The sequence below is a fragment of the Hymenobacter ruber genome (assembly GCF_054783255.1).
On record NZ_BAAGQX010000002.1, the window covers coordinates 830750 to 855094 of the forward strand.

Below are 24345 nucleotides of genomic sequence, written 5' to 3' on the forward strand. Positions count from 1 at the left end.
GAAAAGCGCGGGCCGCCGAAGATACGTAAAAGCCGTTTGCAGGGCGCGCAGGGCGGCTTCAAAAAGTTATGGGTGCCCCGGCTGGCTCTTTATTTCAATCCCACGGGCGCGGGCTGGGGCTGCCACTCGGGCGAGCCGTCGGCCACGGCGGGCCAGCCGTCGGCATCGTATTCCAGCCGGGCCAGAATGAGCACGCGGCGCGAGTAGCCTTCCGAATCGTCGATGGCGTCGAAGGTGGGCTGGCGAGGGTCGATGGCGTGACAGGCCAGCCAGTCCTGGCCGGCGGCGTCGGTCACCACGCAGTTGTGGCCGGGGGCGTGCCAGTGGGCATTGGCGGTGAGCAGAGCGGCGTGGGGGTTGGCCGTGGCGGCGGCGTAGGTTTCGAAAGGGCCGGTGGCGTGGCGGGCGCGGGCTACCAGCACGGCGTAGTGGGCGCGCGGGCCGCAGCAGTTATCGCCCGAAAAAAAAAGGTAGTACCAGCCGGCGCGGCGGTGCACCCAGGCCCCTTCGATGAGGCGGTGGTAGTCGGCGGGGTCGTCATGCGAAACACTGGGATGCAGCACCGCCACGGCCGCGCTGCCGGCGGCAAAGCTCAGGCGGTCATCGGCCAGCTCGCGCACCCAGATGGGGCCAAATCCGGAGCCCCAGTACAGCAGCCGACGGCCGGTGGCGGGGTCATCGTAAGCCATGGGGTCGATGCAGGTGAAGCCTGGGCCGGGCAGCATGGGCCGGCCGATGTCTACGAATGGGCCGGCGGGCGCATCGGCCACGGCCACGGCGAGGCTGAAATAGTCTGCCCCGTCGGGCCGGGTAGAGTAGTACAGGTAGTAGCGCCCGCCGTGCTCGCTCACGTGCGGGGCCCATATTTTCTGGCTCAGCTGCGCCCAGTCGGGCTTGGCGGGCAAGCCTTCGCCGAGGTATTCCCAGGCCACTAAATCCCGCGAACGGGCTATTTGCAGGTTGATGATGGCACCGGCGCGCTTGGTTTGGGTGCCGTAGGCGTAGTACCAGCCATCGGCAGCGCGGATGATGGTGGGGTCCGGGAAATTGTCGTCGATGACGGGGTTGGTGAACATGGGCAGCAGGTGGATGACGGAGCAGTATAATACGCGGCGTCATACTGTAGCGCGAGCTTTTAGTTAGCGGCCCCGAACACCGCCCGAACAATTCTAACAGCGCGGGGCCGCGAACTAAAAGTTCGCGCTACGGCCTACCACTCGCGCTGCTGCTGGAGCCAGAGGCAGGCCGAGGCGAGGTCATCGAAAGTGCCGACCAAGGGGTTGCTGATGGGGTACACCCGCTCTTCGGTGGCGTGCCGGGCCTGCAGGCTGAGCGGCAGCACCCAGGCAAAGTAGCGCAGGCCGGCAGCCTGCATTTCCTGCAGCCACCGGCGGCCCCACTGGGTGCGCGGCATGTGCACGGCAAGGATGTTGGTGCCGTCGCTCAGGATTTTCTGGCAGGGCCACTGGCGCAGGCAGGCCAGCATTTGTTCGCAGGCGGCATGAGCCAGGGGGCCGTCGTAGGGGCCGCGCAGGTCCACGTAAAGCCAGCGGTTGGGCTCGTCGCGGCCGATGAACAGGGCAGGAGAATCGACGACGGTTTGCAAGGGCAGACGGTGAGCGGAGCGGGTGAGGGCATTTGGCGCATTCAAATAACGGCAGGAAACCCTTCCTAGCCGCGAATTTCACCGCCTTAGGCCGGGGCGCAAATACTTTGCGGGCCGCGCATCTATCTGCTGCGGCCGGGCGCTAGCTTTGTGGTTCTGCTTGCGCCGGAAGTTACCCCAAAGCCTGGGAAACCGCTTGCTCTCGCCCTCACTCCCACCCTCTTCTCTGATGTTCAAAAAAAGTGTTGCCCTGTTGGCTTTGTTGTGTGCGCCGTTTAGCCTGCTAGCCTGGGGCGTAATGGGCCACCGGGCCGTGGCTAAAATCGCCGAAAACCACCTCTCTGCCACCGCCAAGCGCGAAGTAGCCCGCATTCTGGGCACCCAAACCATGCCGCTGGTGAGCACCTGGGCCGATGAGCTCCGCAACGACCCGCAGTTTAAGGACACGGCCCCCTGGCACTACCTCAACGTGGTTACCGGGCTCGATTTCGCTGCCTTCGTGAAGCAGCTGAACGACCCGGCCACCCTGGCCCCGGCCGCACCCACCAACGCCTACACGGCCCTGCTGCAAGCCCGCCGCGACCTCAAAGACCCCAAGAAAACCGCCGAGGAAAAACTGGTGGCCCTCAAATTCGTGATTCACCTGGTGGGCGACGTACACCAGCCCTTGCACGTGGGCCATGCCGAAGACCGGGGCGGCAACAGCATCATGGTAAACTGGCGCGCCAAGGAGGACACCAACCTGCACAGCGTGTGGGACACGGCCCTGATTGAATACCCCGGCTTCACCTACAGCGAAATGGCCACGGCCTACGACCACGCCACGCCCGCCCAAATCAAGCAGTGGCAGAAGGATGACATGACGACCTGGCTGTTCGAGTCGTACCAGTTGTGCACGCCCATCTACGCCAGCGCGGCCACCCCGCCCACCAAGTTCGACTGGCACTTCTACCCCACCTTCGGCCCCACCGTGGAGCAGCAGGTACTGAAAGCCGGCATCCGCCTGGCCGGCGTGCTGAACGAGACGTTTGATAAGTAATAGCCGATTATCGGCCCCAACAAAAAGCCCCGACTGCGCAAGTAGCCGGGGCTTTTTGTTGGGGCAAACCGCGAACGACTAAGCTGCTCGCTAGTAACATCCGGGTAACATTGTCCGTCATGAATGGACGGCCGAGAGCTTATTACAGCTTTGGCTGTCCTTTCTATGGCTCCTTCGCTGCACCAGCTGCCGGCCCACGTGCCGCACTCACACACCCGCGTTCACGTGGTGGTAGAAACGCCCAAGGGCGGGCGCAATAAGTTTGCGTTCGACCCCAATTTGCAGGTGTTCAAGCTCAAGGGCGTGCTGCCCGAGGGCCACAGCTTTCCCTACGATTTCGGCTTTGTGCCTTCCACCCTGGCTGAGGACGGCGACCCGCTCGACGTGCTGCTGATACTGGCCGCGCCTGCCTTCCCGGGCTGCGTGGTGGAGGCCCGCCTGATTGGGGCGCTGGAAATTGAACAGGAAGAAAAAACCGGCGAAACCGTGCGTAACGACCGCCTGCTGGCCGTAGCTGCCGACTCGCGCGAGCACAAAGGCCTTCACTCGCTCGCCGACTTATCGAACGAGATGCTGCACGAAATCGAGCATTTTTTCATTTCCTACAATCAGGTCAAAGGCCAAACGCTGCGGGTACTGCACCGCGTGGGTCCGGAGCGCGCCCACGCCCTGCTCCAGCAAGCCCGGTCCTGAAGCCCCGATGCCATGAAAGAATTTTGGGATATTCTTTTTGGTCCAGATGCTGACTCGCACACCATCACGGCGCTGCAAATGACGGTGCGCGCCGTGCTGGTATTTTTTGCGGCACTGGCGCTGCTGCGCGTGTCGGGCAAGCGCACGTTTGGAACCAACGCCGCCTTTGATATGGTGGTGAAGATTATGCTGGGCGCGGTGATGAGCCGGGCCGTAGTGGCGGCATCGCCGTTCTGGGGGACCATGTTGGCGGGCTTCGTGCTGGTGGGGCTGCACCGGCTACTGGCCTGGGCCTCGTTCCGCAGCGAAACCATTGGGCGGCTGGTGAAGGGCGAAGGCATGGTGCTGGCCGAAAATGGCCAACCCAACCAAGAGAACCTGCGCCAGAACAACCTCACCCAGGAAGACCTGCTTGAGGGCGTGCGTGAAAACGGTAATCTGGCCAGCCTCGAACAGGCCCAAACCGTGCGCCTGGAACGCGACGGCAATATCAGCGTGGTCAAAAAGCAGTAACCAAGGCCGCTACAGCACCGGCCGCTTGTCGAACCACGGCCGGGCCTGCTCCAGCTGCCCGGCCAGCCGGAACAGCACGTCCTCAGCCCCCAGCCGGGCAATGAACTGCACGCCGCAGGGCAGGCCGGCGGCCGTCCAATGCAGGGGCACCGACATGGCGGGCTGGCCGGTGAGGTTGGCCACCTGGGTGTAGGGCGTTTTTTCAAGGCTCTGCTCGGCCAGCTTCTCCACGATGCCGGAGCGGCGGATGAGGCCACCGAGGCCGAAGGTGTTCACCAGCTTCAGCAGTTTTTGCTCCAGGGGCTTGGGCTGCAGCTCGCCGATGCGCACGGGCGGCGTGGCCAGCGTGGGCGTAAGCAGCAGGTCGTAGGTTTGGTGGAAGCGGCCGAAGGCCCGGGCGTGGTCGTTCCAAGTCTGGCGGGCGGCGGCGAAATCGGCGGCGGTGTAGGTGCGGCCCAGCAGGCCCAGCAGCCAGGTGGTGGGCTCCACGTCGGCGGGCCGGGCGGGGCGGCCCAGGTGCTTGGCCAGGGCCGCGATGCTGGCCCCGGTTTCGCCGAAATACAGCATCAGAAAAGCCGAAGCCACAGCCCGCCCATCAAAGGGCAGCGGCACTTCTTCCACGTCGTGGCTCAGGCTTTCGAGCAGCTTGGCCGCATCGCGCACGGCGGTGGCGCACTCCGGGTGCAGGGCGCTACCCAGCGGATGGCCCAGGCTGAAGGCAATACGCAGCCGGCCAGGCTCCCGGCTCACTTCTTCCAAGTAGGGCCGGGCAGGGTTGGGCAAGAAGTACGGCGCGCCCGCGTCCGGCCCCTGCGTGGCATCGAGCAGGGCCGCGCTGTCGCGCACCGAGCGGCTGAGAACGTGCTCCACGGCGGCGCCCTGCCACTTTTCGCCTTGCTCCGGGCCGGTGGGCACGCGTCCCCGGCTCGGCTTCAGCCCAAACAGCCCGCAGCACGCCGCCGGAATCCGGATGGACCCGCCCCCATCGCCCGCGCCGGCTACCGGCACGATGCCCGCCGCCACGGCCGCCGCAGCCCCGCCGCTGCTGCCGCCGGGCGTATGGTTGAGGTTCCAGGGGTTGCGGGCGGGGCCGTGCAGCAGGGGCTCGGTCACGCCCATCAGGGCAAACTCGGGGGTATTGGTTTTGCCCAGGATGTTGAGACCGGCGGCCTGCCAGCGGCGCACCAGCTCGGCATCTTCCTGGGGAATGAAACCGCGCAGCGCCCGGCTGCCCGAGGTGTGCGGCGCGCCGGCGTACTGCGCCCCAAAATCTTTGAGCAAAAACGGCACGCCGCCGAATGGCCCGGCCGGCAGCCCGGCAGTAGCCCGCGCCCGGGCGGGCTCGTACAGCGGGTGCACCACGGCGTTGATTTGGGGGTTCACTGCTTCGGCACGGGCGATGGCGGCCGCGCACAGTTCGGCGGGCGTGAGCTGGCCGGCACACACGAGGGCGGCCTGGGCCAGGCCATCGAGCCGGTCGTATTCGGCGGGAGAAATCATGGGCTAAATGTAGGCGGCACCGGCCGGGCAATCTGAAACAAGCACGGCGGGCGTATATCAGCCCACAACGTGGGAAATATTGCTGATTTTTCGTTATATTTCCACGAAATATCAGCACAAAACCAACACACACGGTTCTGCTACCTTGCCCAATGGTTACACCCATTTTTCGGATTTCTGATTACCAGCAAGCCCTCGATTTTTACATCGATTGGCTGGGGTTCCGAATTGATTGGGAAGACCGGTCAGAACGGGAGCCGCTGTACATGCAGGTATCGCGCGGCGGCATCGTGCTGCACCTCACCAACTACCCCGAAGAAAGCTGCGCCGGAGCCAAGGCCATTGCCGAAATCAACGGCCTGATTGCCTACCACTACCGGCTCACGACAAAAGACTCGGCCTTCCCGAGCCCGGCGCTGCAAAAAACTACCTGGAGCGACAAAGTGATGCAGATAGAAGTGACCGACCCATTCGGCAACAGCCTGGTGTTTGCCGAAATCTGCTCTTAGTCATCTCCCACGAGCTACAAGCTCAGCAGCTCCCGGAACCGCACCGACTGCTGCCGCGATACTTCCACCTCGCCCCCGCCGCGCAACGTCAGCTTTAGCGTGTTGCTGAACCAGGGCTCGATGCCGGCAATCCACTTGAGGTTGATAATCTGCTGGCGGTTGACGCGGAAAAACACTTTTGGGTCGAGGCGTGCCTCTAGCTGCTGCAGGGTGCGCGGAATGAGCGGCTGGTGGTTTTCGAAGTGAATGCGGGTGTAGCTGCCGTTGATTTCGAAGAGCTTGATGTCGGCCAGCTTCACGAACCAGCACCGCTCGCCGTCCTTCACAAACACCTGGTCCTGGGCCGTGAGCGGGGCCTGCGGGGCTTCCTCGGCGGGGCCGGCCGGGGCCATCTGGGCTGGCACCGGAGCCGTGCTGCGGGCGCGGGCCTTGGTCAGGGCGGCGGCCAGGCGGGCTTCCTGCACGGGTTTCAGCAGGTAGTCGAGGGCGTTCACGGCGAAGGCTTGGAGGGCGTATTCGTCGTAAGCCGTGGTGAAGATGACGTGCGGGGCCGCGTCCAGCGAGGCCAGCAGCTCGAAGCCGGTCTGGCCCGGCATCTGCACATCAAGCAGCAATAAATCGGGCCGCAGGGCCTCGATTTGGGTGCGGGCTTCGTCGGCGTGGCGGGCCTCGCCCACCACCATCACATCGGGGAAAGCCTGGAGCAAGTGGCGTAGCTCGGTGCGCGCCAGGCGCGAGTCGTCAACGATTAAAACGTTCATGCAGAAGCGAGGGTGAGGGTCGGAGCAGTAGTTAGCAAGGGCAGGCGCAGCTCAGCCGTCACGGTATCGGCCTGCCGGGCATCATCGCCGATGACAAGGCTGGCCGTGGGGCCGAACAGCAGTTGAAGGCGTTCGTGAGCATTGGGCAGGCCAATGCCCGTGTGGTCGAGGGCGGCGGGGCCGTGCCCGGCAGGGTTGGGCTGGTAGCGGCCGGGGTTGCGCACGGTGATGAGCACCTGCCCGGGCCGTTCCAGCTGGGCCGAAATGCGGATATCGCCCCCGCCCGGCCGGGGCGCGATGCCGTGCTTGATGGCGTTTTCGACCAATAATTGCAGCGTCATGGGCGGCAGCAGCACCTCCAGGGTGGCGGGGGCCACGTCGAGGGTGAAGCGCAGGCGCTCTTCGAGCTGCAGGGTTTCGAGGGTGAGGTAATGGGCCACGATTTCGAGCTCGCGGGCCAGCGGCACCTGCTCGCGGGTGTTCAGTTGCAGGGAGTAGCGCAGCAGGTCCGAGAGGTGCGTCATCATCTCGCGGGCGCGCAGCGGGTTTTCCAGCACCAGGGCGCGGATGTTGTTGAGGCCGTTGAACAGGAAATGCGGATTAATCTGGGCCTTGAGGGTGCGCATTTCGGCGTCGCGCACGGCAGCGGTCAACTTCCATTTGTCGATTTCGGCCTGCCGCAGGTTGTCGAAATAATGCAGGCTGAAATACGCCGCCGACCACAGCAGCATGAAGAAAAACGAATTGGCCGTGTAACCCACATACTGCAGCCACGGAAAGCCTTTGCCGCCCTGGCTGGCCGGGTCCACCAGCCAGTACAGCAGCGTCACAAGCACCCCGGTAAGGGCCATGCTGCCCACCGATACGAGCAGGTTGCCGAGCAGCAGCCGCGGCAGCAGCTTTGCCAGCGGCAGGCGCGTCCAGCCGTGGCGGCGCAGGTACAGCCGCAGCAGGTGGCTGCCCAGCAGCATCGCGCCCGCCACAATGATTTCGATGGGAATGATTATTGGCTTGAACTTGCCAAAAACGGCCGAAAGCACGCCGCCCAGCAACCCATACGCGCCCCAGCCGCCCACCTGCAGAATCCAATACAAACGAGGGCGGGCTGAAGAACGAGGCATGAGGATAGAGCGATGAGATTGAGGGGCTAGCATGGGGTAGCCGTGCAAAAGTAACTGCGGTACAAAGGCGGTCATGCTTCGCTGCGCGCTGCATGACCGCCTAAATGCCAAATATTTCCTTCTTGTACGGCCCTATTTCTTCGCCACGGCCGGCTGCTTCAAAAACGCATCGGACTGGGCCAGCAACCACGCCGTGTCATCATACATCAGGAAGTGGCGGCCGGCTTCCGACATCTCGATGCGCGTCTGCGGCAGCTTGGCGTATTGCTGCGCGAAGATGGCGCGGGTGCTTTCCTTGGTCGAGCCATATTGGGCGTAGGCGGCCCAGGCCCCCAGCACCAGCACCGGCTGTTTGATGCGGCTGATGTCGTTGCGCAGGTCGATGGTGTACATATCGTACATGGCCTGGGCGGTAGTGGCGGGGTCCGAGGCCATGCCCCAGCGGGCAATCAGGGTTTGGCGGGCGGTGTCGGTGGCCATGCCAGCCACCATCTGGCGCTGAGCGGCGGCGGGCATGTGGCCTTGTTTCATCTGCTGGCGCATCTTATCGGCCATGGGCCGCACGGTTTCCACGGTAGCGGCGGGGTTCTGGATGGCCGCCAGAAAGGGCAGCGAATCCACAATCACGAGCGGGCCGATGGCGTCGGGCTGGGCCGCGCTCAAAGCCAGCGCCATGAAGCCGCCCAGGCTGTGGCCCACCACGGTAGGCTTGGTCAGCTTCTGGGTTTTGATGTAGGCCAGGAGCTGGTCGCGCACGGCGGGCAGCAGCGGGTCGGTCACGGCCACCGGGGCCGTGCCACCGAAACCGGCCAGCGAAATCACGTGGCACTGGTACTGCGACTGGTAGTGGGCCACGGCCTCGTCCCACACCGCGCCGGTGCAGTTCAGGCCGGGAATCAGCAGCATGGGCTGGCCCTTGCCCACCACGCGCACCGTGAAAGTGGGGTGCGCAGTGGGGTTGTCGGCCCCGATTTTGGCGGCGGGCGCGGCGTCCGGGTTCATAGCAAAAGCGGAACCCGCCGCGCTCAGCAGCAACAATGACAATGACAGGGACAGGCGGCGGGTGAAAGCAGAAGTTTTCATCGGGTAAGTGCGGGGTGATTGGTGATTGAATGACCCAAACTTACCGGCCCGTTTCAGCGGCCGAAACGAAATTTAAGCGAACGGTATTCCGGCCCGCCGAACGGGCGCAATACCGGCTGAATGGAAAAGCTACGCCTGCATTATGGGAGAGCCGGCTATTCATCAAAACGGTCATGCTGAGCGCAGCCGAAGCATCTCTACCGTGCAACTATTCCTGATAAATGGATTACTACTGTGGTAGAGATGCTTCGGCTGCGCTCAGCATGACCATCCTTTATTATCCCTGGCTTCTGGGCTCTACTTCACTCCCATTCCCACTAGGCTGTTCAGATAGCTCTCCAGATTGGTGTAGCCGTCCGTGGCGCGCAGGCCGCGGTCGGCGGGGTCTTTCGGGTTCAGGCCATTGGCCTTTTCCCAGGCATCGGGCATGCCATCGTGGTCGGTATCGAGGGGCGCGGCGGTAGACTTTAGCACCGGCCAGGCTTTCTGGGAGATGCTGTAGGGTGTGCCGTGCGGGTAGTGGCCCTGCACGTCGATGAGGGTACCGGTGCGGGTGCGCACCTCCCGCACAATGCGCTGGTCGAGCGTGTCGCGCTGCGGGCAGATGGCCCCCGCGCCGTTTAGCACGGCCTCGTAGGCAGCGGGGGCCGTTTGCAGGGCCAGCGGGCCGAGGTCGAAGGGCGTTGTCACTTTCGATTGCACGGTGTCGGCGGCGGTACCGCCGTTCATCACCACGCCGCGCCAGTTGCGGGCCGTCACGGCGGGCGCACCGTCCACGTAGTTGCCGGTCAGGTAGAACTTGCCGTAGGGCAGGCGGCCTTTTTCCTTGTCGATTTTGTACGGGTTCAGCACCTGGGCCTGCACTTTGGGGTTAGTGCTGGGGCCGGGCTTGTAGTAGTTGTTCACCACGTTGTAGTTGCCGCCCTCGCCGGCGTACACGTTGTTTTCGCCCCAATCGTAAATCACGTTGTTGCTGAAATCGGCATTCTCGAAGCCGGCCGGATGCGTGTAGCGGCTGCCATTGAAGCGCGGCGTACGGTTTTTGCAGTGCGCAAACAGGTTGTGATGAAACGACGAATGCTGCCCGCCCCAAATGCCGCCGAAACCGTGCCGCTCGTAGTCGGTATCGCCCTTTTCGTAGTGGTACGAGTAGTTCAGCGGCTCCGCGATGAGGTTCCATTGCAGGGTGGTGCTGTCGCCCTCGTACACGCTCAGGCCCTCGTCGGTGCTCCAGCTCATCGAGCAGTGGTCCACGATAAGATGGTTGTTGCGCGTGCCGCCGAAGGCATCGTCGCCGCCTGCACCGTCCATAAAGCCGCCGTTCTGGTTCTTATCGCCCATCCGGAAGCGAATAAAGCGCACAATCACATTATTCGCCTTCACCGACACCGGGTAGTCGGCCAGGCAAATGCCATCACCGGGAGCCGTCTGGCCCGCAATGGTGGTGTTCGGCTTACTGATGAACAGCGGCGACAGCAGGTGAATGGTGCCCGACACCCGAAATACGATGGTGCGGGCCGGGGCTTTGGCCGCATTCAACTGCAAAGCGTAGCGCAGGCAGCCGGGCTGGTTGTCGTCGAGCAGGTTCGTGACTTCGAGCACCGTGGTGGGTACCGCCGCCGTGCCGCGCCCGCCGGTGGTGAAGCGCCCCGCACCCTCGGCCCCCGGAAAAGCTACCAGCCCCTGCGCCCAGCTCGTCGCTGGCAGCAACAATAGGCTCAGAGCCATTAGATGGAGCGTCCGCACCGAGCGCAGACGAGAAAAACGATGTTCAGAAAATTTGGGCATACTGGCTGATTGAGGCAACAACTTACCCATCAATGCGTGAATAGGGCATGAAACCTCACTTTTCGAAACTAAGTAAAAACCGAGCCAGTTGATTGGTATGGTCGTTCTGTAAGCTCCGCGCTTAAGATTGAATGCCTACTCAAAAGGCATCATTCCGATAAAAATTATTGCAATTATTATTATAAGTTAATTATTAAGCAATATCTTCACATTACTTCCTGCTCTCGTCCTTCATACTGCTTGCCCATGCGCTCATATTTCCTCGCCTTCGCAGTCACCATTCTTGCCGTAGGAAGCAGCCAGACCGTTGCTGCCCAAAGCGCCAGTACGAGCACCTTGTCGCCCGCCGGCAATGCCCAGGACCGTATTGCCATGTCGTCGCGGCCCGCAGCCAGCAGTTCGGGCCGGGCGGCCATGCGGCTGGCGTGCGCACCCCTCGCCGGCGTTGTTTATGAGCCCAACGGGCGGCCGCTGATTGGGGCCACGCTGCTCGTAAAAGGCACCCACGACGTGTACGTGACCGATTCGGAAGGCAAATTCCGCCTCACCGACCCCGTGTACCAGGGCCAGACGCTGGTGGTGGGCGCGGCCGGCTACACGCCCCAAGAAATTGCCCTCACCGACTGCACGCTGCCCCGCCTGGTGCTGGAGCAGGCCGAAGGAGCCCGCATTAAGCGCAGCGGCAAGCGCGCCGGCCAGGTCGTGCGCCTCAACAACCGGAATACTAATCTGAAATAAGCCGTTTTACGGCTGGCCCTGGGCAGCGGCGCAGGCTTGCAGCCACCGCATGGCGTTCAGTTCCTCGGTGAAGCGCTGCACGTGGTACTGGCGGCCGTCGAAGTACGTGAGCGGGGGCACCGCCGCGTCGTGCTCCAGCTCGTACAAATGCGTGGGCATAAACAGGTAGGCCATGAACACCTGCCCACCCAGCCGCCCGGGCAGCTGGGGCAGAAATTCTTCCATCATCCAGGGGGTATTTTGCTGGTTGGCGTGGGCGCGGCGGCGGCCATCTACCAGCCAGAGGCGGGCCCCGTAGGCTTCGGCCGCGTCGAGCAGCTGGTGGTAGCCGGCGCGCAATTCTTCATCGGTAGGCTGCCGCAGCCAGCGGCCCACCAGTATCTGAAGGTCGGACCGAAACTGGTATTGCAGGTAGTCGAGGGTTGGGGACATGGCAGCGGGTTTCTATTCTTAAGGAAGCGGGTGTCTTGCGCCTGCTATGCCCAGACAGGCATCCTGAGCATTGCCGATAAATAGCCGGTACCAGCAGCCCGCGCTGGTACTTCCCCAGCTTCTGTAAACCTACGGGCTGGAAAGCACAAAACCGCCGCTAAACTGGTACCGCTGCCGCTGCCTCCAACCGCTGCTGATGCTGCATACCCCACGCTCTTAGCACCTCAATAACAGGGTCGAGCGAGTGGGCATAGGGCAAGAGCTGGTAATCTACTACCACGGGCGGGCCGGGGTGCACCGTGCGGGCGATGAACTGATGAGCTTCCAAATCTTTCAGCTCCTTGGCCAGCACTTTGGTGGAGATGCCCGGCACACTGCGCTCCAGCCCCCGGAAATGCCGGGCGCCGGACAGCAGCGCCACAATAATCTGGAGCTTCCACTTGCCGTTGACGACCAGCAGGGCGTGGCGCAGGGCCTCCATCGTGGGGGCACATTGAGAATGGTCTTTGGGTACGGTCATGGCAATAAAGGACGGAGCAAACAGGTCTGATTACCTGCCGGTAATCAAGCTACCGCCACGTAATCTGTAGTTGAAGCAAGTTACTAACAAACGCCCGGCTGATTACTTGAGGTAATCTGAATACCAAATAACAGTTTGGCTACTCAGTGGGCGGGCAGCTGCCGGTGGCCGATGGGCTACGGAGGCTAGCCCGCGGCTTATCACCTCATTTGCCCTTTTTTATGCAGATTCTGCAAATTATTTCCAGCGCCCGCGGCGCCGAATCCGTCAGCACCCGCCTTAGCCAGGGCATCATCGACAAGCTGCTGACCGCGCAGCCCGGCAGCACCGTGGTGGTGCGCGACGTAGCCACCCATCCGTTTCCGCACCTCGAAGAAGCGCACCTGCAAGCGTACTTCGCACCGGCCGAAAGCCGCTCGGCCGCGCAGCAGGAAGCCGTGCGCCACTCCGATGAGGCCATTGCGCAGGTGATGGCGGCCGATGTCCTCGTGATTGGGGTGCCGTTCTACAATTTCAGCATTCCCTCGTCGCTCAAGGCGTGGCTCGACCACCTCACGCGGGCGGGCGTCACGTTTCGCTATACTGCCACTGGCCCAGAAGGGCTGATTACGGGCAAGAAGGTATATCTGGCGGTGGCCAGCGGCGGCCTTTACTCCGAGGGCCCAATGCAGGGCGCTGATTTTGCCGCGCCCTACCTGCGCTTCATGCTCGGCTTCCTGGGCCTGACCGACATAACCGTGGCCCGGGCCGAAGGACTTAAAATACCTGACCTACAAGCTACTGCATTGCAAAAGGGTATCGACAGCGTAGCCGTATAGACGTAGGCCGGCCGCGTTCGGCCACGCACTAATCCCAGCAGCAGCTCCCATTGGCCGGAGCCGCTGCTGGGATTAGTGCGTTCAGACCGGCGTAGAGCGGAATTACTTCCCGGCAAAATGATTGGTTTATAGCAAGATTAAACCACCATTAAAATCTGATTAATACAGAAAAATAAATAATTTATACTATATATCGAATAATTCATTAAATTAGCCCTTAATCTCCATTACCCGAGGCGGGGAACGAGGCTTGAACCTGGTGCACAAAGGCACTGGTTCGGCACCGGGCCCGCGCTTCGCTACGGTCAGTTTATGAACTCAATGGTTTACTTCCGCACGTGGGTTTTGGGGTTGCTGGTGGCGGGGGCGTTGCTGGGGTCGTGCGTGTCGCAGCAGCAGCTGCCCTATCTGCAAGGCAAGGACTACTCGACCCGGGCGGCGGTGCAGGTTGAGAATGAGCGGCAGGTATATCGGCTGCAGCCCGGCGACGTGCTCAGCATCCGGGTGCAGAGCGTGCAGCCGGCCCTGAATGACCTGTTCAGCGTGACCAGCGGGCAGAACATCCAGAGCGGCGACCCGGGCAACATTTTCGCCTCCGGCTATTCGGTGGATGACACCGGCAGCATCAACCTGCCCACGGCGGGCCGGCTGAAAGTGGCCGGTCTCACGGTGGAAGAAACCCAGCAGCTTATTCAAAAGGAAGTGGCCCGCTTCATGCGCGAGGCCAACGTACTGGTGAAACTCACCAGCTTCAAGCTCACCATATTAGGCGAGGTGCGAGCTCCCGGGCGCTACTTCGTGTACAACTCGCAGGCCACCGTGCTGGAGGCCCTGGGCCTGGCCGGCGACGTGGGCGAATTCGGCAACCGCACTAACGTGAAACTGATTCGGCAGACGCCAAAAGGCTCGGAAGTGGTGCTCCTGGACCTGACCGACCCCAACCTGCTGCGCTCGAAATACTACTACCTGCTGCCCAACGACGCCCTGTATGTGGAGCCGCTGAAGGCCCGCACCAGCCGCGGCAACGCCAACAACCTCGGTCTGGTGTTTGGCGGCCTTTCGACCATTATTCTGCTCCTGAGCTTCATCAAGGCAAACTAAGCCGGGCCGGCCTTGTGCCGCGCCCGCTTGCTCGCCCCACCCTATTTCTGCTTCCGACTATGGAAACCCGGCCCGCTCCTGATGAGATTGATTTGCACGCGCTGTTTTTTAAGCTGCGCACGCGCTGGCCGCTGTTTGTGCTGGCGATAGTGCTGGCGGGCAGCTGCGCCTACCTGTATCTGCAGGTGAAGGCGCCGGTGTATGCCTTCCGCTCCACCATGCTGCTCGGCGACCAGGGCACCGGCTCGAAACAGGCCCAGGAGCTGCTGCAGCTGCTGCAAGTGCACGAGAAAGGCCCGAAAATGGAGGACGAAGTGGGCGTGCTCACCTCGGCCGAGTTTGTGCGGCAGGCGGTGGCCCGGTTGCCCTATGCCGTGAGCTACTACGCCCAGCCCACCACCTGGCTGAACAAGGTGCGGCCGTTGCAGGTGCGCGAGCGGGCGGCGGGCGCGGTGCCGTTTCGGGTGTGGGTCGATTTGCAGTCGCCGCAGCTCACGGGCGTGCCCATTTATGTGGAGCCGGCCGGGCCGGGCCGCTTCCGGCTGCGCGCCACGGCCAAGAAAGGCGGGCTGTTCAGCCTGCCTACCAGCGAGCGCATTTCCGACATCTCCGATGTGAATGTGGACCAGACGGCTGCCTGGGGCGATACTGTGCGCACGCGGCTGCTCACGGCCGTTATTCAGAAAGACCCGAGCATGGTGTTTGGGCAGGAGCCGGCGGCCTACTACTTCGTGCTGAATGACCTGAACGGAGCGGCCGGCCAGTACCAGGGCAGCCTCGCCGTGCGGCCCATCGACCACGAGTCGCGCATCATTGAGCTGACGACCAAAAACACGGTTTCGGCCAAAGGCACGCAGTTTCTGGACACGCTGATGGCGCAGTACATCGCCGAAGACCTGCGCGAAAAGGACCAGACCGGCCGCAAAACGCTGGCGTTTCTAAACCAGGAAATTGACAAGCTTTCGGGCAAGCGGCGGCAGTCGGCCGAGGCGCTGGCCACCTTCCGGGCCACGCGCGGGGTGCTGGACGTGGCCGCGCAGTCGAGCACGGGCATTCAGCGCATGAGCGGGCTCGAAGCTGAACGCGCCCAGGTGGCCACCCGCCGCAAGTACTACCAGAACATGCTGGGCTACCTGCGCGCCAACCGCAACGCCAGCCAGGTGGCCTCGCCCAGCAGCGCGGGCATTGAGGACCCCGTGCTCAACAGCCTGATTATGCAACTGAGCAACCTGAACGAGAAACGGGCCGAGTTGAGCGCCACCGCCAGCGGCGAAAATCCGCTCCTGACCGTGCTCGACGGCCGCATTCGCAACACCAAAGAGTCGTTGATTCAGACGCTGGCCAACATGAGCCGGGCCAACGACATTGCCCTGCGCGACCTCGACAGCCAACTGGGCCAGGTGCGCGGCCAGATGAGCCAGATGCCCGAAAGCGAGCGGCAGCTGACCTCGCTGAAAAGCACCAGCGACTTCAACGAGAAGAACTACAACTTCCTGGTGGACAAACGCAACGAAGCCGCCATCGCGCTGGCCACGAATGCAACGGACAAGAAAATCATCGACCCCGCCCAGCAAACCAGCGCCGGGCCTGAGTCGCCGAAACCGATGCTGGCCTGGTTGATGGCCGCGCTGGCGGGCGTGCTGCTGCCCACCGGCCTCGTGCTGCTGCTGGACAAGGCCAACCGCCGCATCCAGGGCCGTGAGGATTTGGCCGAAGTCACGAGTATTCCGCTGCTGGGCGTGGTGGCCCACGGCTCGAAGCAGGACAAGGTGACGATGCTGCAGGACCCCAAGGGGCCGATTGCGGAGTCGTTCCGGTCCATTCGGGTGAATTTGCAGTACCTGGCGGCGGGGCTCGATAAGAAGGTGCTGGGCGTCACATCGTCGATTCCGGGCGAGGGCAAAACCTTCTGCGCCGTGAACATTGCCACCGAACTGGCCATGGCCGGCCGCCGCGTCATGCTGGTGGAAACCGACCTGCGCCGCCCCACCGTGGCCGGCTACTTCGACCTCGACCCCGTGCCCGCCCACGGCCTGGCCAGCTACCTGCGCGAAGAAAGCACGCTGGAAGAGGCCTGCCGCCCCAGCGGTGTGCCCCACCTCGACGTGATAACCTGCGGCCAGATACCCACCAACCCCACCGAGCTGCTGGAGCGCCCGCGCATGGCCGAGCTCATCGCCCAGCTCCGCGCCGAGTACGACTACGTGGTGCTCGACACCCCGCCGGTGGGCTTCGTGGCCGAATACTTTGTGCTGGTGCGCTTCCTCGACGCCAACATCTACGTGGTGCGCCACAACTACACCGAGCGCAGCCTGGTGAACCAGATAAACGAGCTGCACCAATCACAGCGCATCAAGCAGCTCTACATGATTATCAACGACATGCACTTCAGCCGCAACTACGAGTACCGGTATAAGCAGAAGGCTTATGCCTATGGGTACTGAGGCAACAGTGAACGATGAAGGGAGGCCGTCATGCAGAGTGCAGCGAAGCATTTTGCCCGCCACCACTCCCCCTTTTAACTGATTGCATTGTGCGGTAAAGATGCTTCGCTGCGCTCTGCATAAGCCTTCTACCGATTTAAAACAGCAACACCCCACCACCCCAAAATGGCCTCCACCGACGAACCTGAAAACCTGACCGTGGCCACCGTCAATGGTGTGAAGTGGACGATGACGGCCACCATCGTCAACTCGGTGCTGCAAGTGGGCTACACCGCCGTGATGGCGCGCCTGCTGAGCCCGGCCGCCTTTGGGTTGGTGGCACTGGCGGGCGTCATTCTGCGCTTCGGGGTGTATTTCGCCAAGATGGGCATGGAGCGGGCCATCATTCAGAAGCCTGACTTGACGGAGCGTGATGTGCGGGCGGCCTTCACATCGTCGGTAGTGCTGGGGGTGTTTTTTGCGGGGCTGCTGGTGGCGGGCGCGCCGCTGGCGGCCACCATTGTGCATCAGCCCGAGGTGGTGCCCGTGGTGCGGGCGCTGGCGCTGGGCATCCTGTTTAGTGGCCTCAATGGCACGGCCATGAGCCTGCTGCACCGGGCCATGCGGTTCCGGGCGCTGGCTATTTTCGAGATGGCTTCGTTCCTGATAAGCTACCTGGGGCTGGGCATGGTGCTGGCCTGGCAGGGCTTCGGGGTGTGGGCGCTGGTGAGCGCCACGCTGGGCCAGGGGTTGATAATGAGCATACTGGCTTACGGGGCAGTGCGGCACACGCTTCGGCCCCTGTTCAGTTGGGAGGCTTATAAACCGCTGCTGGCCTATGGCAGCCGGATGTCAGCAATCAGCTTCGTGGAGTTTGTGACGCAGTCGCTCGATACGCTGCTGATTGGGCGGCTGCTGGGGCCGGCGGCGCTGGGCATCTACACGCGCGGCGGGCTGCTGATTGGCCTGCCGGTGTACCTGCTGTCCAGCAACGTGGCGAAGGTGGTGTTCCCATCCTTCAGCCAGGTGCAGGCCAACCGGGCTCGGCTGCGCGAGGTTTACCTGAGCAGCATCACACTGGTGGCCATGATTATCACGCCCGTATGCGCCGGCGCGGCCGTGGCGGCCCCGGAAATCGTGCACGTGATGCTGGGCGAGAAATGGATGGCCGCCGTGCCCATTCTGCAGGTCATTAGCGTGACGTATGTATTGAGCGCCATCACCATGTTTGCCGGCGTGGTGTGCGATGCCACGGCCGCCCTCAGCCACAAGCTGCTGCTCACGCTGGTGTGCCTGGCGGCGCTGGCCGGGCTGCTGTTTGTGGGCAGCAAGTTTGGGCTGGTGGGCGTGGCCTGGGCCATGGTGGGCTGTGAGCTGCTGCGCACGGCGCTTTACTCCAACATTATGCGGCGCGAATTGGGCGCGGCACCCTTTGCGGTAATCGGGGCCTACGGGCCGGGCGTGCTGGCGGGGGCCGTAGCAGCCGGGGCCATCGGGGCCGTGCGCCTGGGACTGCTGGCCCTGCACGCGCCCGCCCTGGCCATGCTGGTGGCCGAGGTGCTCACCGGAGCCGTGGTGCTGACGGCCCTGGTACTGGTGCGCCCGCCCGTGCAGCTGCGCACCGTGATGCGCTCCCTACTGGCCCGCCTCACCGGCCCCCACACCACGGGCACCAACCGCCTGGTGCCGCGCCTGCTGCACGCCATGGCCGCCCGCCTAGCCCGGCAGGCCGGCGACGCACCCGCTACGGTGCCCGCGTCTACTACCGCTATTGCCATCGAACTGGAAGCCGAAACCCCGGCCGAGACCCAACCCACCCATTTCTCCACCGCTGAAACTGAGCTTGCCTAGCTCCCTGCCCCGGCTATGAAAATCCTGTACGAACCCGAAACGTTTTCCATTCAGGATGTGGGCGGCGTTTCCCGCTACTTCTACGAGCTTATCGACCACGCCGGGCCGGAGGTATCCTGCGAGCTGCCCGTGGTGCTCAGCAACAACATCTACCTGAAAGACCGGAAGCACACCCGCCACATGGGGCTGCTGCCCGGCGTGCAGGTGCCGGGCCTGTGGCGCATGATGCAGTACGCCAACCGCCGGGCCTCGTGCAAGGCCATTCAGCGCCAGAAGTTCGACGTGTTTCACCCCACCGTGAACGACCAGACCTGGTTTCTGGATTTGCTGGGCAAGAAGCCGTTCGTCATCACCATTCACGACATGATTCCGGCCCTGTTCAGCGAGTATTTTCAGCGCCCCGGCTCGGAGCTGAGCACGCTGGCCAGCCGCGCCGCCCGCATCATCACGGTATCAGAAAACACCCGGGCCGACGTGCTGCGCCTGCTGCCCGTGCCGCCCGACCACGTGACCGTGGTGCACCACGGCCACGCCGTGCGCCACTACCCCTATGAGGAAACCGTGGTGGCCCCCGATGACTACCTGCTGTTCATCGGCAGCCGCCGGGCCTACAAGAATTTTGGCTGCCTGGTGAAGGCCTTCGGGATGCTGCACGCCGAATACCCGGGCCTGCACCTGCTGTGCGCCGGCGGTGGCCCCTTCACTGAGGAAGAAATGGCGCAGCTGCGCGAGGCCGGCATAGCCGGGCACGCCCACCAGCTCGGCTACCTCTCCGATGGCCAGCTGCACCACCTCTACCACCGGGCGCGGGCTTTCGTATTTCCTTCTCTTTATGAGGGGTTTGGATTTCCCATTCTTGAAGCCTTCGGGCAGCAGTGTCCGGTGGTGCTCAGCAATGCCTCGTGCTTTCCCGAAATCGCGCAGGATGCGGCCCTCTATTTCGCCCCGCACGATGCCGACGAACTGCACGAGCAGCTCGACCGCGTGCTCTACGACCGTGCCCTGCGCCAGATTCTCACCCGGCGCGGCCAGGACCGGGTGCGCGATTTCACCTGGACCCGCACCGTGGCCGACACCCACCGCGTGTACGAGGAAGCCCGCGAGGACTCGCCGATGGTGGCGTGCTGAGGCTATTTGAAAGAACGTCATACACCAGCCCGTCATGCAGAGCGCAGCGAAGCATCTTGCCCGCAGTCACTAATTCAATCGAAGCAACGAAGCGATAGAGATGCTGCGGCTTCGCTCAGCATGACGGCCATTGTAGTTACTAACCCATTTTCCCCAAGCCCATACCCCAAAATGAAGCTAAGTCTACGCTTTCTATACGTGCTGCCGGTGCTGGGGGGGCTCATCACGGACCGTGCTTTTACGGAGTTTGCGCTGGCCGACGAGGGTTCGCCGGTGCTGGCGAAGTTCGGGCTGCTGCTGCTGGCCACTTCCTGCGGCTTTTCGGTGCTGTATTTCCGGTACATGCAGCCGCTGATGCGGCGCTGGTTTCTGGTGGTGGTGGCCGCGCTGGGCGGGCTGGCGCTGGAGTCGTATGCCAGCTGGGGCTCGTGGGCGGTGTATCCGCACGTATTCGCCAAGCTGTTGATATTAAGCCATGTTTTTGGCCTGTATGCGTTTTATCGCCGGTTTGGGCCGCCGCCGTTTGGCCTGCTGATGGGCACCGTGATGCTGGGCCTGCTGGCCGACCTGGCCGTGTACCACCCCGACGCGTTGAGCCTGTCGGCTTTCCTGGACAACGAGCGCGGCTTCGCCTCCACGTCGGCCATGATGTTGCTGCTGCCCACGCTCTACTACCTCAACCAGTACCTGACGCGGGGCGGTATGGTGCGGCTGCTGCTGTTTTTTATGGGAGCGGCGCTGGTCATCTTCTTGCAGCACCGGTCGGTGTGGGTGGCCATGGGCGCGGCGCTGGCCCTGAACACGGTGCTGCTACTGCTGGGCCGTGTGGAAGGTGCCCGCCTCAGCTCGGCCCGGCTGCTGCCCATGGTGCTGCTGCCGCTGTTTGTGCTGGTTTCGGGCGGCCTGGTGGCCCTCAGCGACCCCAAAGTGGTGAAGAAGCTGGAAACCAGCATCGGCGACATCATGCACCCCGACAAGCAGGGCACCGGCAGCTGGCGGCTGAAGCAGTTTGAGGCTTATAAGCCTTATCTGGAAGAATACCCCATTGCCGGCATGCGCCTGAAAGGCTTTGAGCTGCCGGTGCAGTTCTACACGCTGGCCGAGGATGGCGGCGGGCAGGTGCAGGTGTGGGCCGACGGCACGGGCCACCACTTCCACAGCTTCTACGTCGATAGGTTGTTCTATTTCGGCATTCTCGGGCTGCTGCTCACGGTGCTGGTGCCGCTGGTGCTGCTGGGCCGCCGCCTGCTGAGCCGCGCTCCGCTGCCGCCCACCTCGGCGGTGCTCATCGTGTACAGCATCAGCTCGCTGGTCTACAGCATTTCCTACGACTGGCCCCTGTATTTCTTCGGCCTGCTGGGCCTCTCGCTGGCGGCTGCTGCTGAGCCCGGCCGCGTGCCCACGCCTGTTCCGGCCGTCCCGCAGCCCGCCCGCCTACCCCGCTTCGATTCATTTGCCACCGTCCGCCATGCCCACGCTCCCGACCTCGCCCGCCCCTGAGCTGGATACCCCCGTGCTGCTCATCGTGTTCAACCGCCCCCAAGCGGCGCGGCGCGTGCTGGAAGCCCTGCGCCAGGCCCAGCCCGCCCGCCTCTACGTAGCGGCCGATGGCCCCCGCCCCGGCCGCCCCACCGATGCCGCCCTTTGCAACGAAACCCGTGCCTTGATAGCCGCCGAAGTCGACTGGCCCTGCACGGTCCGGACGCTGTTTCGGGACGATAACCTGGGCTGCGGCCTGGGGCCGGCCACGGCCATCGACTGGTTTTTTCAGCAAGAGCCGGAGGGCATTATTCTGGAAGATGACTGCCTGCCCACGGCCAGCTTTTTCACTTTCTGCGAGCAGTTGCTGCGTCGCTACCGCTACGATAGCCGCGTGATGCACATCAGCGGCAATAACCTCTCCCGCGAGGCCCGGCAGCCTGCCGCGCCCGAGGCCGACTCCTACCATTTCTCGGGGCGGGTGCACAGCTGGGGCTGGGCCACCTGGCGGCGCGCTTGGCGGCACTTCGATATTCACCTCACGCTGCTCACCGAGCTGCGCCGGCGCGGCGTGTTGGAAAACATTTACCCCGCCTGGCTGGAGCGGCAGTACTGGCTGCGCAAGTTTGAAGCCGTGCGCCTCGGCCCGCAGCCGCCCCACATCTGGGACTACCAGTGGCACTTCGCGGTGGCCTGCAACGGCGGCCTCACCATTATTCCGGCCGCGAACCTGGTCACCAACATCGGCTTCGGTGACGACGCCACCCACACCTTCGACCCCCACGACCAGGACGCCCACCCCGCCGCGCACGAGCTGGCGTTTCCGCTGCGCCACCCGCCCGTGGTGCTGCGCGATGCCCGCCGCGATGCCCGCCACTTCCGCGAGCATCTGGCCGGCCGCGCCTGGGCCACGGTGCGGCGGCTGCTGGCCCGGCTGCGTCCGGCGGCCAGCCCCGCCCCTGCCTCGCCGCCCAGGCCCGTGGCGGCTTCGGTTGTTCATCCTCACCCTGTTTCTGCATTGTCGTCATGAATGTTCTCGTCTCCTCCTACGCCTGCAACCCCGCCCAGGGCGGCGAGTGCGGCAACGGCTTCCACTGGGCCTGGGGCATGGCGCAGCGCGGCCACCATGTGTGGTGCCTCACCACGCCATATGGCCGCCTGGGCATTGCCACTTTCCTCGCCAACAATGCCCACGAGGGCGCGGCCGGGCGCATTCAATTCCTTTATCCGAAGGTGCCCGGCTGGGTGCAGTTTCTGTACCGCTGGCAGTTTGGCGTGTACCTGCACTACTTCATCTGGCAATACACGGCCTGGCGAATGGCGCGGCAGCTGGACCAGGAAAACGACTTCGACCTGGTGCACCACGCCACGTACAGCAGCCTGAAAATGGGCTCCTGGCTGTGGCGGCTGGGCAAGCCGCTGGTGTACGGCCCGGTGGGCGGTGCTCAGAAAGCCCCCATCGCCTTCCGGCAGTACCTGCCCGACTGGTTCCAGACCGAAACCCTGCGCTCGGCTTTCACCTGGGTGCTCACCACCTTCGACTACAACCTGCGCCAAAACCTGCGCCACGCCGCCCTGGTGCTGGCTTCCAACGACGAATCGGCCAATCTGGCCCGGCGCTTGGGGGCCAAACGGGTGGAGCTTTTCCTTGATACGGGCCTGTCAGAAGCCTTCCGGGCGGCCGAGTTTCCGGAGCGGCCGGCGCAGCCCGAGCTGCAGCTGCTGTGGGTGGGCCGGCTCTATCCCAACAAGGCCCTGCCGCTGGTGCTCGATGCCCTTTCGCAGGTCGATAAACGAGTGAAATTTCACCTCACCGTGCTGGGCGATGGCCCCATGCGCGACCTCGTGCCCGGCTGGATTGCCCAATACGGGCTGATGGGCCGCGTGACCTGGCGCGGCAGCGTGCCGTGGGCTGAAGTGCATGCCGCCATGCTCAATAGCGACGTGTTCCTGTTCGGCTCGCTGCGCGATTCGTTCGCCTCACAGTTCATGGAAGCGCTGGCTACGGGCCTGCCCATTATCACGCTCAACCACCAGGGCGCCCGCACGTTCCTGCCCGACGCGGCCGCTATCAAGGTATCGGTGGAGTCGCCGGCCGTGGCCACCGCCGCCATGGCGCGGGCCGTGGAATACGTGTACGACCAGCCCGATGCGCGCCGTGCCATGGGCCGCGCCGGCTACGAATTCGCCCTGCGCCAGACCTGGCCCCAGCGCCTCGACCGCTTGCTGACCATGCTGCGCGACCTCAATCTGGCCCCGGCCAGCCCACCGCTCACGCTCGGCCGGCGGCGCAGGCTGCCACTCTCGCGCCTGCGCCGCCGCAAGCGCCGCCCCGCGGCCATTCAATCCCAATTGTCATCCTGACTTCCACCCACCCTTTTTCTGTAAGCCTTTTTATGCTGTACGTTGTCATTCCGGTTTTCAACCGCCTGCCCTACACCCGCGCCTGTCTGAACTCGCTTCGGCAGCAAACCCGCACCGATTTCCGCGTTGTGGTGGTTGACGACGGCTCCACCGACGGCACGGCCGAGGTGCTGGCCAACGAGTTTCCGGAGGTGGAAGTGGTGACTGGCGACGGCAACCTCTACTGGACGGCCGGCGTGAATGCGGGCATCCGCCGCGCCCTGGCCCTGGGGGCCACCCGCGTGCTCACCATGAACAACGACGTGCTGGCCCTGCCCGATTTCATCGAGCGGATGCTGGCCTACGCCGACCAGCACCCCACCGCCGTGCTGGGCGCGCTGGAGCTCGACGCTGCCACCGGCGAGCCCGTGTACGGCGGCGAGCGGCTGGACTGGAGCACCAACACCCGCCACGACCTGCTCACCGAACTCGCGCCCTCCGAGCGCCACGGCCTGCACCCCGTTACGTACCTGCCGGGCCGCGGCTTGCTCATCCCACTGGCCGTCATCGAGGCCATTGGCCTGTTTGATGAGAAACGCCTGCCGCACTACCTCGCCGATTTCGACTACACCAGTGTGGCCCGTCGCCACGGCTTCCCGGTGTTCTGCAACTACGACGCCCGCCTCAGCACCTACCCCGAGGAAAGCGGCCAGGAACAAACCCGCCGCCAGCGCAGCCTGAAGGGTTATTTGCAGCATTTGTTCGGCATTCGGGGGGGCGGCAACCTGCGCAATTTCACGCACTTCTCCCTCAAAAACTGCCCTCGCCCCTACCTGCCTTATTTCCTGCTGAATGGCTACGCCCGCCGGCTGGCCGGGTATTTCATGCACTAAGTGTAG

General features: G+C 63.7%; 23 protein-coding genes. 14 read left to right on the forward strand and 9 right to left on the reverse strand.

The window, feature by feature from the left end; genetic code table 11:
* Positions 1-89 precede the first annotated feature (89 nt).
* Together ACYVM5_RS04275 and ACYVM5_RS04280 are read right to left on the reverse strand one after the other, a co-directional pair.
* Positions 90-1076, reverse strand: a complete 987-nt coding sequence (locus ACYVM5_RS04275; RefSeq protein WP_460616900.1) for a glycoside hydrolase family 43 protein — start codon at positions 1074-1076, stop codon at positions 90-92.
* Between the two features lie 134 nt (positions 1077-1210).
* Complete coding sequence (locus ACYVM5_RS04280; protein WP_460616901.1) at positions 1211-1651, reverse strand: hypothetical protein; 441 nt, start codon at positions 1649-1651, stop codon at positions 1211-1213.
* Between the two features lie 184 nt (positions 1652-1835).
* Here ACYVM5_RS04280 and ACYVM5_RS04285 point away from each other — a divergent pair, with 184 nt between their 5' ends.
* From ACYVM5_RS04285 to ACYVM5_RS04295, 3 genes are all read left to right on the forward strand, one after another.
* A complete protein-coding gene (locus ACYVM5_RS04285; RefSeq protein ID WP_460616902.1) occupies positions 1836-2645 on the forward strand; it encodes a S1/P1 nuclease in 810 nt (269 codons plus the stop codon).
* Positions 2646-2810: 165 nt separating this feature from the next.
* Positions 2811-3338, forward strand: a complete 528-nt coding sequence (locus tag ACYVM5_RS04290) for an inorganic diphosphatase (RefSeq protein ID WP_460616903.1) — start codon at positions 2811-2813, stop codon at positions 3336-3338.
* A 12-nt stretch (positions 3339-3350) separates the two neighbouring features.
* Positions 3351-3851: a DUF421 domain-containing protein gene (locus ACYVM5_RS04295; RefSeq protein ID WP_460616904.1), complete on the forward strand. Its 501-nt coding sequence runs from the start codon at positions 3351-3353 to the stop codon at positions 3849-3851.
* Between the two features lie 9 nt (positions 3852-3860).
* Here the strand turns inward: ACYVM5_RS04295 and ACYVM5_RS04300 are convergent, their stop codons facing one another.
* Positions 3861-5351, reverse strand: a complete 1491-nt coding sequence (locus ACYVM5_RS04300) for an amidase (RefSeq protein WP_460616905.1) — start codon at positions 5349-5351, stop codon at positions 3861-3863.
* Between the two features lie 152 nt (positions 5352-5503).
* Between ACYVM5_RS04300 and ACYVM5_RS04305 the strand changes: the two genes are divergently transcribed.
* On the forward strand, positions 5504-5860 hold the full coding sequence (locus tag ACYVM5_RS04305) for a glyoxalase superfamily protein (protein WP_460616906.1): 357 nt from the start codon (positions 5504-5506) through the stop codon (positions 5858-5860).
* Between the two features lie 14 nt (positions 5861-5874).
* Here ACYVM5_RS04305 and ACYVM5_RS04310 read toward each other — a convergent pair whose 3' ends face one another.
* From ACYVM5_RS04310 to ACYVM5_RS04325, 4 genes are all read right to left on the reverse strand, one after another.
* A complete protein-coding gene (locus tag ACYVM5_RS04310) occupies positions 5875-6621 on the reverse strand; it encodes a LytR/AlgR family response regulator transcription factor (protein ID WP_460616907.1) in 747 nt (248 codons plus the stop codon).
* Positions 6618-7742: a sensor histidine kinase gene (locus ACYVM5_RS04315; RefSeq protein WP_460616908.1), complete on the reverse strand. Its 1125-nt coding sequence runs from the start codon at positions 7740-7742 to the stop codon at positions 6618-6620. The genes ACYVM5_RS04310 and ACYVM5_RS04315 overlap by 4 nt, the downstream gene beginning before the upstream one ends.
* Before the next feature lie 132 nt (positions 7743-7874).
* Entirely contained in the window at positions 7875-8825 is a 951-nt protein-coding gene (locus ACYVM5_RS04320) for an alpha/beta fold hydrolase (protein ID WP_460616909.1), read from the reverse strand.
* 297 nt (positions 8826-9122) lie between these two features.
* The gene (locus ACYVM5_RS04325) at positions 9123-10553 is read right to left on the reverse strand and encodes a pectate lyase family protein (protein WP_460616910.1); all 1431 of its coding nucleotides are present in this window, start codon (positions 10551-10553) and stop codon (positions 9123-9125) included.
* A gap of 306 nt (positions 10554-10859) precedes the next feature.
* Between ACYVM5_RS04325 and ACYVM5_RS04330 the strand changes: the two genes are divergently transcribed.
* A complete protein-coding gene (locus ACYVM5_RS04330; RefSeq protein ID WP_460616911.1) occupies positions 10860-11351 on the forward strand; it encodes a carboxypeptidase-like regulatory domain-containing protein in 492 nt (163 codons plus the stop codon).
* 6 nt (positions 11352-11357) lie between these two features.
* Here ACYVM5_RS04330 and ACYVM5_RS04335 read toward each other — a convergent pair whose 3' ends face one another.
* Positions 11358-11783 (reverse strand): hypothetical protein, encoded by a 426-nt coding sequence (locus tag ACYVM5_RS04335; RefSeq protein ID WP_460616912.1) that lies wholly within the window; start codon positions 11781-11783, stop codon positions 11358-11360.
* Between the two features lie 157 nt (positions 11784-11940).
* On the reverse strand, positions 11941-12303 hold the full coding sequence (locus ACYVM5_RS04340) for a winged helix-turn-helix transcriptional regulator (RefSeq protein WP_460616913.1): 363 nt from the start codon (positions 12301-12303) through the stop codon (positions 11941-11943).
* A 221-nt stretch (positions 12304-12524) separates the two neighbouring features.
* Here ACYVM5_RS04340 and ACYVM5_RS04345 point away from each other — a divergent pair, with 221 nt between their 5' ends.
* From ACYVM5_RS04345 to ACYVM5_RS04385, 9 genes are all read left to right on the forward strand, one after another.
* Positions 12525-13121, forward strand: coding sequence for an FMN-dependent NADH-azoreductase (locus tag ACYVM5_RS04345; protein WP_460616914.1), 597 nt, complete (start codon positions 12525-12527; stop codon positions 13119-13121).
* Positions 13122-13433: 312 nt separating this feature from the next.
* Positions 13434-14222, forward strand: coding sequence for a polysaccharide biosynthesis/export family protein (locus ACYVM5_RS04350; protein WP_460616915.1), 789 nt, complete (start codon positions 13434-13436; stop codon positions 14220-14222).
* A gap of 59 nt (positions 14223-14281) precedes the next feature.
* Entirely contained in the window at positions 14282-16666 is a 2385-nt protein-coding gene (locus ACYVM5_RS04355) for a polysaccharide biosynthesis tyrosine autokinase (RefSeq protein WP_460616916.1), read from the forward strand.
* A 165-nt stretch (positions 16667-16831) separates the two neighbouring features.
* Positions 16832-18496: a lipopolysaccharide biosynthesis protein gene (locus tag ACYVM5_RS04360; protein WP_460616917.1), complete on the forward strand. Its 1665-nt coding sequence runs from the start codon at positions 16832-16834 to the stop codon at positions 18494-18496.
* Between the two features lie 15 nt (positions 18497-18511).
* The gene (locus ACYVM5_RS04365; RefSeq protein ID WP_460616918.1) at positions 18512-19624 is read left to right on the forward strand and encodes a glycosyltransferase family 4 protein; all 1113 of its coding nucleotides are present in this window, start codon (positions 18512-18514) and stop codon (positions 19622-19624) included.
* 171 nt (positions 19625-19795) lie between these two features.
* Complete coding sequence (locus ACYVM5_RS04370; protein ID WP_460616919.1) at positions 19796-21124, forward strand: O-antigen ligase family protein; 1329 nt, start codon at positions 19796-19798, stop codon at positions 21122-21124.
* Complete coding sequence (locus ACYVM5_RS04375) at positions 21093-22133, forward strand: nucleotide-diphospho-sugar transferase (protein WP_460616920.1); 1041 nt, start codon at positions 21093-21095, stop codon at positions 22131-22133. The genes ACYVM5_RS04370 and ACYVM5_RS04375 overlap by 32 nt, the downstream gene beginning before the upstream one ends.
* On the forward strand, positions 22130-23467 hold the full coding sequence (locus ACYVM5_RS04380; protein ID WP_460616921.1) for a glycosyltransferase family 4 protein: 1338 nt from the start codon (positions 22130-22132) through the stop codon (positions 23465-23467). The genes ACYVM5_RS04375 and ACYVM5_RS04380 overlap by 4 nt, the downstream gene beginning before the upstream one ends.
* Before the next feature lie 32 nt (positions 23468-23499).
* Complete coding sequence (locus ACYVM5_RS04385) at positions 23500-24339, forward strand: glycosyltransferase family 2 protein (protein ID WP_460616922.1); 840 nt, start codon at positions 23500-23502, stop codon at positions 24337-24339.
* Positions 24340-24345: the final 6 nt, after the last annotated feature.

Bases quoted from the DNA above. Each gene is read 5' to 3' on its own strand.
- ACYVM5_RS04325 (WP_460616910.1), bottom strand. From the start codon at position 10,553: ATGGCTCTGAGCCTATTGTTGCTGCCAGCGACGAGCTGGGCGCAGGGG.
- ACYVM5_RS04385 (WP_460616922.1), top strand. From the start codon at position 23,500: ATGCTGTACGTTGTCATTCCGGTTTTCAACCGCCTGCCCTACACCCGC.
- ACYVM5_RS04305 (WP_460616906.1), top strand. From the start codon at position 5,504: ATGGTTACACCCATTTTTCGGATTTCTGATTACCAGCAAGCCCTCGAT.
- ACYVM5_RS04290 (WP_460616903.1), top strand. From the start codon at position 2,811: ATGGCTCCTTCGCTGCACCAGCTGCCGGCCCACGTGCCGCACTCACAC.
- ACYVM5_RS04360 (WP_460616917.1), top strand. From the start codon at position 16,832: ATGGCCTCCACCGACGAACCTGAAAACCTGACCGTGGCCACCGTCAAT.
- ACYVM5_RS04345 (WP_460616914.1), top strand. From the start codon at position 12,525: ATGCAGATTCTGCAAATTATTTCCAGCGCCCGCGGCGCCGAATCCGTC.
- ACYVM5_RS04295 (WP_460616904.1), top strand. From the start codon at position 3,351: ATGAAAGAATTTTGGGATATTCTTTTTGGTCCAGATGCTGACTCGCAC.
- ACYVM5_RS04300 (WP_460616905.1), bottom strand. From the start codon at position 5,351: ATGATTTCTCCCGCCGAATACGACCGGCTCGATGGCCTGGCCCAGGCC.
- ACYVM5_RS04285 (WP_460616902.1), top strand. From the start codon at position 1,836: ATGTTCAAAAAAAGTGTTGCCCTGTTGGCTTTGTTGTGTGCGCCGTTT.
- ACYVM5_RS04375 (WP_460616920.1), top strand. From the start codon at position 21,093: ATGCCCACGCTCCCGACCTCGCCCGCCCCTGAGCTGGATACCCCCGTG.
- ACYVM5_RS04310 (WP_460616907.1), bottom strand. From the start codon at position 6,621: ATGAACGTTTTAATCGTTGACGACTCGCGCCTGGCGCGCACCGAGCTA.
- ACYVM5_RS04330 (WP_460616911.1), top strand. From the start codon at position 10,860: ATGCGCTCATATTTCCTCGCCTTCGCAGTCACCATTCTTGCCGTAGGA.
- ACYVM5_RS04380 (WP_460616921.1), top strand. From the start codon at position 22,130: ATGAATGTTCTCGTCTCCTCCTACGCCTGCAACCCCGCCCAGGGCGGC.
- ACYVM5_RS04370 (WP_460616919.1), top strand. From the start codon at position 19,796: ATGAAGCTAAGTCTACGCTTTCTATACGTGCTGCCGGTGCTGGGGGGG.
- ACYVM5_RS04355 (WP_460616916.1), top strand. From the start codon at position 14,282: ATGGAAACCCGGCCCGCTCCTGATGAGATTGATTTGCACGCGCTGTTT.
- ACYVM5_RS04350 (WP_460616915.1), top strand. From the start codon at position 13,434: ATGAACTCAATGGTTTACTTCCGCACGTGGGTTTTGGGGTTGCTGGTG.
- ACYVM5_RS04315 (WP_460616908.1), bottom strand. From the start codon at position 7,742: ATGCCTCGTTCTTCAGCCCGCCCTCGTTTGTATTGGATTCTGCAGGTG.
- ACYVM5_RS04365 (WP_460616918.1), top strand. From the start codon at position 18,512: ATGAAAATCCTGTACGAACCCGAAACGTTTTCCATTCAGGATGTGGGC.
- ACYVM5_RS04340 (WP_460616913.1), bottom strand. From the start codon at position 12,303: ATGACCGTACCCAAAGACCATTCTCAATGTGCCCCCACGATGGAGGCC.
- ACYVM5_RS04320 (WP_460616909.1), bottom strand. From the start codon at position 8,825: ATGAAAACTTCTGCTTTCACCCGCCGCCTGTCCCTGTCATTGTCATTG.
- ACYVM5_RS04275 (WP_460616900.1), bottom strand. From the start codon at position 1,076: ATGTTCACCAACCCCGTCATCGACGACAATTTCCCGGACCCCACCATC.
- ACYVM5_RS04335 (WP_460616912.1), bottom strand. From the start codon at position 11,783: ATGTCCCCAACCCTCGACTACCTGCAATACCAGTTTCGGTCCGACCTT.